Below are 15,035 nucleotides of genomic sequence, written 5' to 3' on the forward strand. Positions count from 1 at the left end.
TCATGTTGTCATCTATTCTTTACTTCTTGTAGTTTCCCGCTCCACAAAGCTAACGGGTAGTTGAATAATCTTCTCTTCCACCTTATCTTGCTCAATTAGCTTAATAAGTAAACCCGCTGCTTCTCTACCCATATCATGTGCCGGCTGGCGAATGGTGGATAAAGCAGGTGACAACAAGCTGCTGAGCGGAATATCATCAAATCCGATGATTTGCAGATCCTGCGGCACTCTTTTACCTAAACGATGTGCTTCATGAATGACTGCCGTCGCCACAATATCATTACTGGCAATTACGCCATCCGTATCTATATATTTATCAAATAACTCCACAGCCCATTGTTCTGCTACTGTATGGGAGAAGGATGAAGTTTCGATCACATTATAGCTGATTCCCATTTCATTAAGGACTTCAATCGCCCCAAGAAATCGATCTTGTGCAGGTTTGATATGCGCCGGTCCTTGTATCACTGTAATTTTTTTGCTTCCCCGTGCGATAATCTCCTGTGCTGCAAGACGTCCGCCCTTTTTGCCATCTGCGTATACGGAAGGGCTATCATTAGAAGTACGGTCCAGAAATACAACCGGAATCTTCAAGTTAGAATAAACGTCACTCTCAGGGAAATTGGTTGACGATATCATGCCAATGACATTGTTTTGGATAAAGGTTTGAATATAATCCATCTCTTTGTCCTCGTTCTCATCACTATTGCCAAAGATGATCCGATAACCTTGCTCCTGCATCCGATCCTCTATCCCCCGCGCTAACTGCGGGAAGAACGGGTTAGTAATATCAGGCAAGAGCAGCCCGATTAATTTAGATTTCCGCTTGTATAATGATCTTGCAACCTCATTAGGGGTATAATTCATTTCTTTGATCGCTGCCTCAACCTTTTTGCGAGTATCGATATTCACATATCCAGATTCATTTATAACCCGTGAGACTGTTGCTACCGAAACTCCAGCTATTTTTGCGACATCTTTGATCGTCATCATTCTTTCATTCATCCCCCAATATGTAACCGGTTACATGTATTACATAAATTAGATTATCACATAACCTTTTCATTTACAAATCTTTTTTTCGATCATAAAGCTAACAAAAGATACCAACTATATATCGATATCTTTTGTTATTTGAATTTATTTATCTGCAAAGCGATTTAATAATTTTATTGTATTGAAATGCATACCTTCATGGTAAAGTGTGAAATTTATGAATTCACCGATTGAATTTAAGGTTAATCCACTTCCTGTTGTAAGAGGGGTTACTTGCTCACTTAAGCGATTGTGAAAAGCTTCCTGGATCCGTTTGGGTTGCTCCGTAAGCATCTCAAGTAAAACTTCAAGCGTTGGCGGTTCCTCATTCCACTCGGCTGGTTTAGTCCCTTTCGCAAATAAGCGTTCAAAGCTTGCCGGCAATTGCATAAGCTCCCGAGCAGAATGAAAGGCAAACTTCTCTTGCACCAAATAAATATGTCCCAAATTCCATCGGATATTGTTATTAAACCCTTCTGGAATGCTATTCAAAGTTCCCTCAGATAGTCCCTCGACAGCACGCACAGTAACACTTCGCACAAACTTAATTTGTTTGAATACAATTTGATCCATTATGACCCCTCCTAATATTTTCATCCATAGTTTACCATGAGATTATCTTTAATTTCCTAAAATTATTTTATACTTAATTGTTTCATAACGAGCGTAATAAACGACTGCATATAACTTTCTTGAAGTTCCTTCTTTCTGTAGCCCATCCATATCGAATGCTTGGAGACTACATTTTCTACTGCTATTTTAGCTAATGTTCCCTGATCAAGATAAGGTTTCGCCAACAAAGCGGATACATAACTAATTCCATAACCGGCAATGACAGCTTGAATAACTTCATTCACTCCATTAAATTGAAGCCCAATCGTTGGCTGCTGTACACTTCTTTCTTCACACAACCGGACAAGCCGCTCTCTGGCTGCACTGCCCTCTTCCCTCATAATAAATGCTTCAGACATTACTTCTTCAAAGCTAGCCTGCTGATTGGCAATAGGGTGATGGGAAGAAACCACGAATACATACTCGTCCCTATATAACTCCCGATGTTCGAACACTCCTGTATTATGCGAAGGAAACTCCATATCACTGTAAATCGCCACGTCTGCTTCAAAATTATTTAATTTTTCCATGACACCATGAGAATTAGTAGTAGTGATCTGAATGTTAACTTCCGGAAAAGATTGTTTGAATAATGACGCCCACCGGGGAATGAGGATGCTTGTCGCTAAATAATTACCTGCAATCCGCAGATTCCCCTCAGGAAATTTGTGATAGTCTTCAATGATTTGCTGGACTTGATCACCCATGGCAAAAAACTTTTCAAGAGGTTCGATTAACCTTTTTCCTAAAGGGGTGAGCACCATCCTCTTTCCTTTAATTTCAAATAATAAAATATGATTCTCCCGTTCAAACTTACGGATTTGCGCTGATATAGCGGGTTGACTGATATGCAAACGTTCAGAGGCTTTGGTCACACTACCTGTGATCGCAACGTAATAAAACAATTTTAATACATGATAGTTCATCGTCAACTCTTCCTCACTTTATAAAATAATATCTGTATTCGCCGCTTATCCTCAGCCATTTTATTATAACTATACATTATGGATGTTAACTATTATATATTGTTTATTTATATTTATTTATCTTATACTTACAACTATTCATAAGGGAGGTCACGTTAATGACAAAAACAGTATTCTACTTAACCCGCCACGGGCAAACAGAATGGAATTTACAAAAACGAATGCAAGGGCATCAAAATTCTGCGCTTACAGCCTTGGGTGAACAGCAGGCGGAATGGTTAAGAGATCGTTTGGAAGTAGAAAACTTAGGCGCAATTTATTCTAGTACTAGTCCAAGAGCATTGCATACTGCGCAGATTTTACGGGGAAAGCGGAGTTTACCTATCCATCAGCAAGTTTCTTTAATGGAAATTAACATGGGGAGCTGGGAAGGAATGAATACGGATCAGATACAACTAGAATCCCCTTTACAATATTCCCATTTTTTCACCAGACCCGATCTATATATTCCTCTAACCTCAGGTGAAACTTACAAGCAGCTTGAACAAAGAGTAGTGCCGACAATGGAGCGCATCATAAACGATAACGTAGGGCTAGAAGTGCTCATCGTCACGCATCGGATGACTTTAAAAGTCATTATGGCTTATTTTCTCAATAAATCATTGCAGGAAATTGGGGAGTTACCGGATATTCTCTCTACAGCATTATGTAAAGTAACCCTAACTGATAACAATACAACCATCGATCTGTATGGAGATACTTCACATTATCAATGACTATGGGTCAAAAAATAAAAAGGTAACTCCGATTAACGGGGCTACCTTTATAGGGTTTAACATTAAATATCCACACTTTTGATTATAAAACTGCGGACCTTCATCCATTTGCCTGAAATGAATTCATCAATCGTTTTCGTCTTTGGTCTAACGCAAAAGCGATGTTTTGCCCCTTTATCAAAGCCCACAGCTTCAAAAATTAAGCTATCCCCTATTTGCTCCTTGAAGAACACCTGCTTTAATCCCAACCTATTTAACATTTCAAGCTTTACGCTCTCAATATATGTGCGCGAATACTCCTTAGACATATGTGTTCCTCCTAGTAGTGGTAGTAATATTATAAGTCAATATGAAGAAAATCAACAATAGTTCATATATTCATCCACAAAAAACAACCAGGCAGCGATTCTCCGTTGGAGGTTCACTGCCTGGTGTTTTGGGTCTGCGGTGGTTTGCTTGAGTAGGTTACGAGCTAAGCTTAATCATTCGTAGCTTTCGGATACCCACTCCGTTGTAACGCACTATCTTGTTGAAATTTGTAAGATAACTGCATTCTATACACTTATTCCATATCCACAAGGGCTAATTCTAACTTTAAGTGTATTCTATACAATTAAAAACTAGAGAAATAGCCTGTAGAGTATTAAATCAAGAAAATAGATGTACTAAATACAGCTATTTTCATTGGCCGAGCATTTTGAGCATTTTAGTTGTACAAAATACAGTTAAAACCATCTACTGTACACTTCAATACTCCATTACTTGTTACTTCAAAGCTTCCGTCGGCTCTCATATGGTAACTAGATGGGGTGTAGTCCATTATGAGTTTGCCCATTCATACTGATTCCTTTTTCCTGAACCTATCCGGATAATTCTATCTATTTAGTCCTTCAACTTCTACATCTAACTAATCGAAAACATCACTAACTTATTTAACTTCAGTTGCCCCAGTCACTTTACCTTCAATCCCTGCAGTTGCTTTCACATCTTCGTTTGCGAAGTAAAGATTTCCATCAATAGTCGAGGTTTCATGCAGATTAAATCCGTTCGCTTCTACATAAACATCACCTTTAATGGTTCCGCCTTGAACCCGTAAATTTTCACTTTGTACAGTTAACTTAGGTACAGTGAGTGTGTAATTGGCAGTAACTTTGTGATCAGCGTCTTGGGCATAAAGAGCAATCTTACGGTAGATGTCGCCGTCTGCGGCCCCTTTATCATGGAATTCGCCTTCAACAACAACATCTTGGGCAATCGTCACATCATTTAGAATGGCAATAATCCAATTTCCATCTTTACTTACAGCCTTGGTAAACGCATCTGCTTGATTTACGATTGAAGCTGTAGTAACTGCATCCGTTTGCTCTGTAGTTGGAGCCGTAGTAGCCGCCGAATTAGTCGCATTATTATTATTCGCACCACAACCAGACAAGACTGCAACCGAGACGCCTGCTACTAACATCATTTTAAATAACTTCATTTGAAATCCCCCTTGTTTTTGATTATAAATTAATTATATATTAAAATTTTTAATAAACAGGTGAAAATTTTCACAATATTGTGTCGTTATCTGAAGCGGTTTCACAAAGATCACTCCTTTCCATCCGGAATCGTATCCATAAGTAACACCTCATCTCGCTGCCCGTTTTAAGTTCATAGATCTTAATACTTATTTACCCAAATTTTAAGAAAGGTCACAAAGGTGATTAATTCCACACAAAAAGGACACTCCCAATAACTGCGGAAGCATCTCATAATCTTTATTACTATAAATCTTTAGATTAGATATTCTCTTGAAAAAGATATGGAACCATCATACTCTACACTTACTTTTTTAATGTTAGGTTTATGCAAAACTCCAGCATAAAAATAATACAGCGGAAGGATGACCATTGGGTTAATAAGCATTTTTTCAGCTTTTGCATAAAGCTTGTTTCGTATAATTTAGCTTAAGACGATTATCAAGCAGATCTTCCCAGAGTTGAATCTCAAGGGCTACATTCTTCCATTTCTAGCTACTTAACAGGGTCATCTGACTGCTCTCTCACCCCCCATTGACGCTTTAGAATCAGAATGTTAATCTTTAGAAAATATCACAAGGATAAGGGAGCTATTTACTGGTGAAAAAGACAACCATGAAGGACATCGCACTTCGTGCCAATGTCTCCGTCGCAACAGTGAGCTATGTTCTGAATCGTGTCGGCAACCAAACCATTCCTGAGAAAACGCGCCAGCAGATTCTTCAGCTTGCCGAGGAACTGCATTACATACCAAATCTGGCAGCACGTTCACTTGCGAATCAGAAAACAGGATTGGTCGGTGTGCTTGTTAACACAGCAGCCCATACCCCACACTGGAAGCTCCATGCCCAGTTCTCATTTATACATGCCTTGGAACAACGGTTAACAAATGCTGGTTACCATACGCTGCTATATTCACTTGATGTTGACCAGCCTTCTTTGGATATTATCGTAGAAAGAAAGCTGGAGGCTGTATTTCTGATCGATGTGCGCGAGGAAGCCTTTTATTCGATCTCCAAGCATTTTGTAGAAGGAATTCCTTTGATTCTGATCGACAGCATGATTGAAGATAAACTCTTTAAGCAGGTCCTTTTCAACTATCGAGCAGCTCTGCAAAAGGTAAAACCACAGGACCTTTCACAGGTATGTTTAATTATGGAGAGCTTCAATAACTCTTTCCTCACCCGCTTTATTCAGGACAGTCTTCCATTACCTCAAGAAGCGATATTCACCGTTGTCAATTTGGAGGAATTAAATACATTCTTACAGGAGGGGGGCTATAAAGAGGCCATTGTCATTAATGAGTTTATTGGAAGTTACGTTGAAAAAAACGGGAGGTTCGAACAACTCTCTGTTCTTTGCACCTGCAATTGTCCGGAAATATTAGGAGATGACGTTCATAAATTCATTTTCACAGGGGATAAAGCGGCTACTGCATTTGAACTCATGAACAAATTATTGCATCATTCTGACTACTCCGCACAAGAAAATAATTGTTATTTTGTAGAATAATTTTTTTGGCCATTCGCTTAAGCGTTTAAGTTGAAAGGAGCATAACTTATGCCTGGTCCTGTATTAGTGAAACAAGTTCCCTCTGCTGTTCAAGCTCATCCCTCTCTTTGGGGAAATTGGAGATTCCTGCTTCTACTCAGTTCGTACTCCATTTCCTTGTTCGGTAACACTTTTCATAGTATTGCTTTAAGTTTATGGGTACTGCAAACGACCGGCAGCGCCAAAATGATTGCCATCATCACGATAATCAATTTATTGCTTAGTTCTTTGCTCGGATCGATAGGGGGAACTTTTGCGGATAGGGTCAATCGTCGAACCCTCATGCTGATCACAGATCTGATAAGTTGCGGACTCGTAGTGACACTAGCTTTAGCCATTTCCCTGCCCTCTACTTCGTTCATTATCGTCGCCATACTGACGGGTCTTACGACCATTTCAGCTTTATTCCAGTCCCCGGCATACCAAGCTTCTATCACTACTGTTGTTGGTAAAGAACATCTACAAAAAGCGGTAGGACTGTTGAACTTGTCTGAAAACATCTGCCGGACTATTGGTTATTCCGCCGGTGGGATTTTCGTAGCGAGTTTTGGAGCAGCCGACGCTATTTTATTTGATGGAGCTACATTCTTCCTCTCCTTTCTGCTCGTGTTAGCGGTCCGTTCCCTTCCTTTGCCAACTCAATTAAACAACGTGCCCAAGAAGGAACGGAAATTCACACAGGATTTGATCGATGGAATTCGCTATATTTGGAGATACCCTTTTGCAAGAGCCGTTATGATTATGCTTCCTACCTTAACCTTATTTTTTGTCCCCTCCCTGATGTTGACCCAGGTTATGGCCGTCAACGTGTGGGATTCCACTCCCTTTCAGTTTGGACTTATTGAAGCCTGTATTCCACTTGGTTATATGATCGGATCCGGTCTGATCTTACTGCTCGGCTCCAAATTGAAGAATAGAGGATTTCTTATTATGACTGGACTGCTATGTCTCGGTCCCCTGTACCTCCTGTTATCATTCGTCACTTCCGCTGCGATTGCCATTCCTATCATTCTTGTAATTGGCTTCATGTTCTCATTCTGCACGTTGCTGATTAATACAATCCTTAGGCTGGAAGTTTCAGAAGACCTCCAAGGTAGGGTGTTCGGTGTATTAGGTTCTATCATGAGTGTAGCCCCATCCATTGGTCTTACTGCTGTCTCATCCTTGTCTGATCTCTTCAGCCCTGGTCCTGTCATGGGTTCAATCGGAGTCTTACTGCTGCTGTTTGCCTTATCAACTATCACTAAATTAAAGGTAATTCGAAACTACAAGTAATTTCAGAACGTATCCTGTGTTCTTTATCGCCCTCTTTTTCTAATAACGCGTCTAAGATGAAGCTCAAACAGTAATAAAACAACCAGAAAAATCAATAACAGGAGACCCGCTATTCCAGTTAGAAACGGAAATAGGAGTGGGAAGAAAATACTAGGATAGGCCTTAGTAACATCTGAATAATAGCCCATACCCATAAGGGAGGTACCGGAGAACTCGATTAGCTTGACGCCTAAATGATTGTTGCTTCTTTGCGCATAGCTGAGAACCTCTTCGTCTACTTCTCCGTCTTGTGCAATCGTGATGATTTTCCATTTTCTTGTTTCCATGGGTTGACTATCGTCGGTCAGTCTTTGGACTATATTTATTTGATTCTCACCAGTCTTTCGGTCCTTTACTGTGAGAATATCTATCCACGAAAAATACCTGCTGCCTCTGTCCCGATTGGATAGCCATATTTCATCAGGGGTGGAGATTTTTTGATCATTTAATAAGAACTGAACTTTGACAATATCACCAGGCGGGACCTTCTCCTCTTCATCCCATGGGGTCAACTCTGCTTTCCTGCCTGTTTTTTCTTCCCTGATTTTAATATTCTTATCATCAACCGTTATCTCTTGTACGTTTATTGGGTTATATTCTTTTTCAGCATGCTTTATCTCATAACGCTGATTAATTTGATCAGAGATTATGTACTCACGTATATAGTTGAACAATGGGTTAAAAGAAATCGCCAGCAAAAATAGCGAGACGCCAGATATAACTATAAACTTCTTCATAAGTCCTCCTTTTTAACGTACAGTCAGTTTAAACTTTTGGCGTGAACCCCCTTCCGGTCCATCGGAACACACTCATCCATTTATATCTTCCATCGTAGCGTTAATAACATTCATAAATAAGTTCTCCTTTAATAGATTAGGCACTACCTTCCTCTAAATCTCCCAACCATAATAAACATTGTGGAATAAAATCAGCGTAGTCGTGTAATGCATTAATCGTACGGATTACCTCACGAGTACCCAGCTCCCGTTCTGCATCATCTGAGCTCTCCAGTCCTAGCGAACGTCTGATATTGTAAGCTAACCATTCTAATTTTCCCAAAAAGCCATAGTTGAGCACAACCTGCCAATCCGCATAAATCTCTCCGCCATGCTCCAGATAGCTGTTAATCAAATTTGAGAATGCCTTTTTGCTTAAATCTCCCGATTCAGAACCTGACCAATATAAAGCTACATCTATCAGCTCTAACGTAGGATGAATAGGTCCTGCTGCTTCCCAATCGATTATTATCGGAACTTTCTGCTCATCCCACAAGACATTTTTGGGGTCTAAATCCCGATGGCTGATAACATAATGATTCGTCAATAGACTCGCTGAAGAATGAATCAATGACTCCCAATTCTCTATCTTATGCAGGTGATCTGCCAGCAAGCTTGACCATTCTGCACCCTGCTGCTCTCCTTTGAGAGCAAGCTCCTTCCAATTTTCAACTGCAGCCTTAGACGCTATAAGCGTTTCAAAGTGATGATCATCCGTTCCCTGTGAGAAATCGATGATGTGGAGCTGCGCAAGAATTGCCCCAATCTTTTTACAACAATCTAAATCTATTTCATCTAAAGGTAATGCCTTCCCCTGAACCCATGGAAACAATAAATAAAATTGCCCTTCAACCTCGTGCATACTACTGCCATTAGATACGATTGCCGGAACAGCATGGATTCCCTTTTGATAAGCCAGATTCGCAACCATTTCAGAAAAAATATAATTGGACATTGCTGTATCTCGTTGCATAATTTGAGGATTTAAGGCCTTTACTGCGTATTGCGCTTTATCCGTTTGCAGGCGATACATTCTGTGCAAGAGTCCGCCTGTTATCGGTTCAGGTTCATTCATCAACAGACCCAGATTATATTTGGCACAAAGTGTAGCGAATTTTAAATTATAGCTTATATTTTCCATGTTATGTATTCCTTTCTGTGTGAGTAAAGTCGTACTCATTTAAAATGGTTCAAGTAAATTTAAAACATATTTTTATCTTTATGAAATATTATGTACTGTTCACTATGACATCCTGTGTAACCCTCGTGAACCAAAAATGAAAAGGAGGCTTCGTTAATGAGTAAGCGGTTACATCAATCAGGGTATCTTGTAATCATTTGGTTTTTAGTCTTTACCTTAGGGACGGCAGCTTTTGGCTCTCTTTCCTCTGTGTCGGCAGCATCTGCCCGGCAAGCGGAAAAGCTAAATCGGGGACTAGTAGCAGTGAAGGTATCCAGCGGTGTATTTGTGAGCTGGCGGCTACTCGGAACAGAAGAACTGTCGGTTTCTTTTAATTTATACCGCAATGGTACAAAAGTAAACGTTACCCCAATCACGGACAGCACGAATTATCAGGATAACGCTGGCATAACTTCGTCTAGCTATACAGTTCGAGCAATCGTCGGCGGTATTGAGCAATCAGATTCCCCAGCAGCAAATGTATGGGCCAACAATTATTTGGACGTTCCGATTCAGATTCCGGCAGGCGGCACTACGCCAGATGGCGTAAGTTATACCTATAGTGCCAATGATGCCAGCGTGGGCGACTTAGACGGTGACGGAGAATATGAAATCGTGTTGAAGTGGGATCCTTCCAATTCCAAAGACAACTCGCAAAGTGGCTATACAGGCAACGTCTATCTGGATGCCTATAAGCTGAATGGAACTCGGCTATGGCGAATTGATCTGGGTAAAAATATTCGGGCTGGCGCACATTATACTCAATTTCTAGTCTATGATTTCAATGGTGATGGTAAAGCCGAAGTAGTCTGCAAAACAGCAGACGGTACAGTTGACGGAGTTGGCGTAACCCTTGGAAACACAAGTGCAGATTATCGCAACTCCAGTGGATATATCCTGACCGGGCCTGAATATCTGAGTGTATTTTCCGGACAAACGGGCAAAACCTTAACCACGATTGATTATGTTCCTGCCAGAGGAACCGTATCCAGTTGGGGTGACAATTACGGCAATCGAGTAGACCGCTTTTTAGCAGGTGTAGCCTATCTGGATGGAGTACATCCAAGCATCATTATGGCACGTGGTTATTATACACGCACAGTCGTTGTAGCTTTTGACTGGAATGGCAGTGCTTTGACCCGTAAATGGACCTTTGATAGCAATAGCTCCACCAATGCTGGAACCGCCGGTCAAGGTAATCATAGTTTAAGTGTTGCCGATGTGGATAACGATGGTAAGGATGAGATCATTTATGGTGCCTTAACCATTGATAATAACGGTGCGACCTTATACAATACAGGGCTGGGTCATGGAGACGCGCTGCATGTAGGCGATTTAAATCCGAACCGCCCCGGTCTCGAAGTTTTTAAAGTCATGGAAAACACTAGTTCTCCCTATGGTGCTGCGGTATGGGATGCTGCAAACGGGACGGTCTTATGGGGTGTATACACGGGAAAAGATACCGGCCGGGGGATGGCTGCCGATATTGATCCCAATTATCCCGGGGAAGAGGTATGGGCTCACGGCGTTGGCCTATACTCCATTACAGGCACCAAAATAAGCAGCTCAATGCCTTCTGTGAATTTTGGAATCTGGTGGGATGGCGACTTGTCCCGCGAACTGCTGGATGGTGTCAAGATTGATAAATGGAACCCTGCAAGCAACTCCGTTACCAATTTATTAACCGGAGCGAGCGTAGCATCCAACAATAGTACCAAAGCAACGCCAAGCCTACAGGCCGACCTGCTTGGAGACTGGCGCGAAGAGGCTATCTGGAGAAAGTCCGATAACTCGGCTCTACGAATCTATACAACTACGAACATCACCACTAATAAAATATATACCTTAATGCATGATCCAGTATATCGGTTAAGCATTGCCTGGCAGAATACAGCTTACAATCAACCTCCGCACACAGGATTTTTCCTAGGCAACGGTATGGCCACTGTGTCTAAACCCAATATCTACGTAGTGCCGTAAGCTTTCTAAAGAATCAGTAAGTGAACAAAAAAGCAATTGCTGTTATCCGGATGTGCCGGGGCAACTGCTTTTTTGTTCGGTTTATACCAGCATCAGCAATGATCGAGGTGCGTTAATAGTTTTTTTAATTGTTTAATGCCTTCGCATTGAGTGGTTATTATTGCATATAGGATAGGTTTTAGTGCTGGGCAGATATTAAACTGCAAAACGTTGTTTGACATTCGTACAGCGCTAGATCCCCAATTAGAACCCCAGCTTTAATAGCCAAGCTGCAAGCTTCTCCTCCCGCCTTTTCAATTCCCCATCTACGCGATTATATTTTCCAAGCCGTTGCTCAGCTGCAATGCTGCCATCTAGCATATACAAGACACGCTCAGCTTGAGCAGCGACTTTAGCATCATGTGTGGCGATTATAAGCGTTGTTCCTGATTGATTAATATCTGCTAATATGTCCATGATTTCACTAGCTGCTTTTGAGTTAAGCGCCCCGGTTGGCTCATCGCCAAATAATATATCAGGCTGATTAATGAGTGCTCTGCAGATTGCTGCTCTTTGTAATTGTCCTCCTGACACCTGTGTAATATCACGTTCAGCCAGCGCAGATATTCCTGTTTTGTTCATTAACTCAGCTGCTCTTTTATTGATAGTTCTACGGCTGCTGGTTCTCGCCCGATAAGCAGACAGGATGATATTGTCGCGGATATTCAAGTTTTTTAACAGATGCATTTGCTGAAAAATAAAGCCCATATGCTTTAAGCGCAGACCGGCTAATTCGTTCTCTGAAACTCCGCTGATCTCCTGCCCTTTAAAAATAACACTTCCCTCTGTCAACTTATCCATCCCGCTGATCGTATACAGCAATGTTGATTTTCCTGAACCAGAAGGTCCCATGACAGCTATGAATTCCCCCTGAGACACCTGAAGCTGAACATCCTTTAATATCGACTGCGGAGTTCCTTGCCCTGTTGAATAACTTTTTATTAACCCTTTCGTCTCTAATATGAACATTCTGCCACCTCCTATCATTCGGCAATTAGTTTGGCTATACTGGATTTTCTGATTGAGATCGTGCTTGTTACGGTGGTGAGCGCTACAATCAGCATGACAAGTAGAGGAAGCATAAGATAGGCTACCGCCGGATTGACTACAAACTGTATCTTAGAAGCCCCCATGAAAGAGCCTAGCATTTGAGCAATTTTTTGCCCGAGAGTGTTAGCCGCAAAAGTACCAAGAATGACGCCCAGCCCTGATATTATCAGCATCCTTACCAGATACTGCCTACGAATATCTCCTAACGTAAAGCCAACACTTCTCAAAATAGCGGTTTGCGAAGAATCCTTGGCAAGCAGCATTTTCAGAAATAAAGAGGTAATCAATATCGAAATCGAAAATGCGATAACGATGGATAAGCCTGTAACCAGCTTCAATTGGCGAATTGTATTTCCTAATGTCTGAGCTAAATAGCTTTGCAGATGAGTGATTTTTGCTGGATAAAATAATTTGGTGTACTGATCCATTTTTGCCTGGACGGAAATTCCCGGATTCACATCCAAAGCTACTACATACCAGAGAACCGTCTTCGAATCATATGGCAATTGCGCTTTTGCGGTTCGGCCACCATTAGTTATATCCTGATAGATCCCGCTAACGGTCAATTTTCTTGCCACCCCAGCAACCTCTAAATGAACGATATCCCCCATCTTTTTATTCAGTTCCTTGGCGTTCAGGTCAGAAAGAGCGATCTCATTTGCACTTCTAGGAGTTCCTCCATGAACATACGAGAGCGGAAAAATAGTAAAGTCACCGGTTTCAACATTTAGCGATTCCCATACACCATCACTACCTAATACCTTAAATCTAGAAGTAATCAGTGGAGAAAATTTAGAGATGTCCGGGTCATTTTCAAGCTTGGTTATCATCTCATTAAAACGCTTCTCTATTTGGTTCGATTGCTGCAAATCAATGCGAATATCGCTCTGACCGACGCCCATATAAGAAACAAACCGGGGAGACTGAAGAGTATTCAATATATTCACTGGCACTAGAACGATAAACAAACTGATCACAAATACGAAGAACAATAATCCGTACATGGTGAAGCGCCCGTAAACATCTTTTACCCCGAGAAAAGCATTCACGTTAACAAATTTACGCTTGCTAAGTGAAAATCTGCTTGTGTTCATCCTTGCTTCACCCCTCGTACCTGACCGTAAAGCTTCTACAACCGTGATGCGATTAAAGCGTCTAAGAATCATCCGGCAAAAGAATACAACAACTCCAAAGATCAAACCTACCGCCAGGACAGGAACAAAATAATGAAGGATACTGGCAGGAGCAACGCCCAAATACAAAGTAATATTAGCTGTAAACAAACGAACCACACCTAAAGACAGTAAATATCCACATACAGAGGCGACGGCTGCCATCACGATATATTTTGCTAAATAAATGCTGCGAATATCTTGCTGCGTGATCCCAATCGCTTTCATGACACCTATCTCTCTGTAATCCTCTTCCAAGGTAGCGATCATCGTAAATCTGAGACATAAAATAGCAATCAGCATCAGCAGAACACTTACCAAAATAATAACAACTGCGATAATCCCGTCCGTCAGTGCATTTAGCGTTTTAAATAAAGGATAGTCAATGGAGGGGCCTTTATTGGGCAGATTTGAGGATTGATACTCATTGCGGAAATCATTGAGCTTAGATAGATCTGTAAGCTGAAATTCAATCAGGTATTCAGGTTCGCCGAGCTGTTGTTTAAGCGCTGTAAAGTCAGCAGCATTTACGACAAAACGTTTGGAGCTGACCATGGCTGGATTCATTTGGACATCCCTTACAAAATCAGTAATCACAAACTTTTTATCGAACTGTTCACCTAGAACGCTAACTATGTCGCCGACTTTCAGATTCTTTTGCTTCATATAATAAATGGGGACAGCGATTTCTCCTGCCGATACCTCAATCACCTTGTTCTCTAAATTCAGCAGCAAATCAAACGAAGGGTTCTGCTCTACAAAGCCGATATCCATCACGCTGTTTGCTTCCGAGCCTTGGTTACTGCCTAGATAAACGTTAGATCCATCCAAGTTAAGCATCTCTACGGTTTGTTGATCTTTCACCAGTGGATTAGCGGCTGTAAAGCTCTCGATTGCTGAGCTTTCGATTTGTCCTGCGTGCATCTGCACGAAATGAGGGGCTTTAGATTTAATCAATAGCTGATTCAAGGACCCCGACAATTCTATAATCACTTGCGACGCTGAAGCAACAAGCAAAGCCGATAACATGATAAACACAAATAATCCGAAGGTAATGATTTTATTGCGTTGAAGGTCTCTTTTTACAATTCGTAGCAGCATTGA

Annotated in this window: 13 protein-coding genes; 4 read left to right on the top strand and 9 right to left on the bottom strand. The window is 41.2% G+C overall.

The features are described from left to right. Positions 1 to 12: 12 nt before the first annotated feature. From MHH50_RS19875 to MHH50_RS19885, 3 genes are all read right to left on the bottom strand, one after another. Positions 13 to 993, bottom strand: a complete 981-nt coding sequence (locus MHH50_RS19875; protein ID WP_076127368.1) for a LacI family DNA-binding transcriptional regulator — start codon at positions 991 to 993, stop codon at positions 13 to 15. Positions 994 to 1,140: 147 nt separating this feature from the next. Further along, entirely contained in the window at positions 1,141 to 1,608 is a 468-nt protein-coding gene (locus tag MHH50_RS19880) for a DinB family protein (protein WP_076127369.1), read from the bottom strand. A gap of 62 nt (positions 1,609 to 1,670) precedes the next feature. Continuing rightward, entirely contained in the window at positions 1,671 to 2,573 is a 903-nt protein-coding gene (locus MHH50_RS19885; protein WP_312148331.1) for a LysR family transcriptional regulator, read from the bottom strand. Between the two features lie 158 nt (positions 2,574 to 2,731). Between MHH50_RS19885 and MHH50_RS19890 the strand changes: the two genes are divergently transcribed. Beyond that, on the top strand, positions 2,732 to 3,349 hold the full coding sequence (locus tag MHH50_RS19890) for a histidine phosphatase family protein (RefSeq protein WP_076301738.1): 618 nt from the start codon (positions 2,732 to 2,734) through the stop codon (positions 3,347 to 3,349). A gap of 62 nt (positions 3,350 to 3,411) precedes the next feature. Here MHH50_RS19890 and MHH50_RS19895 read toward each other — a convergent pair whose 3' ends face one another. After that, positions 3,412 to 3,657, bottom strand: a complete 246-nt coding sequence (locus MHH50_RS19895) for a hypothetical protein (protein ID WP_036688955.1) — start codon at positions 3,655 to 3,657, stop codon at positions 3,412 to 3,414. 620 nt (positions 3,658 to 4,277) lie between these two features. After that, the gene (locus MHH50_RS19900; RefSeq protein WP_076183054.1) at positions 4,278 to 4,829 is read right to left on the bottom strand and encodes a polymer-forming cytoskeletal protein; all 552 of its coding nucleotides are present in this window, start codon (positions 4,827 to 4,829) and stop codon (positions 4,278 to 4,280) included. 640 nt (positions 4,830 to 5,469) lie between these two features. On the opposite strand from MHH50_RS19900, the gene MHH50_RS19905 reads away from it, so the two are divergent. Both MHH50_RS19905 and MHH50_RS19910 read left to right on the top strand, forming a co-directional pair. Further along, the gene (locus tag MHH50_RS19905) at positions 5,470 to 6,381 is read left to right on the top strand and encodes a LacI family DNA-binding transcriptional regulator (protein WP_340033308.1); all 912 of its coding nucleotides are present in this window, start codon (positions 5,470 to 5,472) and stop codon (positions 6,379 to 6,381) included. A gap of 48 nt (positions 6,382 to 6,429) precedes the next feature. Continuing rightward, a complete protein-coding gene (locus MHH50_RS19910; protein ID WP_340033309.1) occupies positions 6,430 to 7,695 on the top strand; it encodes an MFS transporter in 1,266 nt (421 codons plus the stop codon). Positions 7,696 to 7,718: 23 nt separating this feature from the next. On the opposite strand, the gene MHH50_RS19915 is transcribed toward MHH50_RS19910, so the two are convergent. Next, positions 7,719 to 8,471: a hypothetical protein gene (locus MHH50_RS19915; protein WP_280753048.1), complete on the bottom strand. Its 753-nt coding sequence runs from the start codon at positions 8,469 to 8,471 to the stop codon at positions 7,719 to 7,721. A 136-nt stretch (positions 8,472 to 8,607) separates the two neighbouring features. Further along, on the bottom strand, positions 8,608 to 9,651 hold the full coding sequence (locus MHH50_RS19920; protein WP_076278733.1) for a phosphotransferase: 1,044 nt from the start codon (positions 9,649 to 9,651) through the stop codon (positions 8,608 to 8,610). Positions 9,652 to 9,807: 156 nt separating this feature from the next. On the opposite strand from MHH50_RS19920, the gene MHH50_RS19925 reads away from it, so the two are divergent. After that, positions 9,808 to 11,670 carry a rhamnogalacturonan lyase gene (locus MHH50_RS19925; protein WP_175617283.1) on the top strand — a complete coding sequence of 621 codons (1,863 nt, stop codon included), beginning with the start codon at positions 9,808 to 9,810 and terminating at the stop codon, positions 11,668 to 11,670. 243 nt (positions 11,671 to 11,913) lie between these two features. Here the strand turns inward: MHH50_RS19925 and MHH50_RS19930 are convergent, their stop codons facing one another. Both MHH50_RS19930 and MHH50_RS19935 read right to left on the bottom strand, forming a co-directional pair. Then, positions 11,914 to 12,678: an ABC transporter ATP-binding protein gene (locus MHH50_RS19930; protein ID WP_076304866.1), complete on the bottom strand. Its 765-nt coding sequence runs from the start codon at positions 12,676 to 12,678 to the stop codon at positions 11,914 to 11,916. Positions 12,679 to 12,692: 14 nt separating this feature from the next. Then, a complete protein-coding gene (locus MHH50_RS19935; RefSeq protein ID WP_340033310.1) occupies positions 12,693 to 15,032 on the bottom strand; it encodes an ABC transporter permease in 2,340 nt (779 codons plus the stop codon). Between the last annotated feature and the right edge of the window lie 3 nt (positions 15,033 to 15,035).

The sequence above is a fragment of the Paenibacillus sp. FSL H3-0302 genome, from assembly GCF_037982245.1.
Lineage (GTDB): Bacteria > Bacillota > Bacilli > Paenibacillales > Paenibacillaceae > Paenibacillus_AQ > Paenibacillus_AQ odorifer.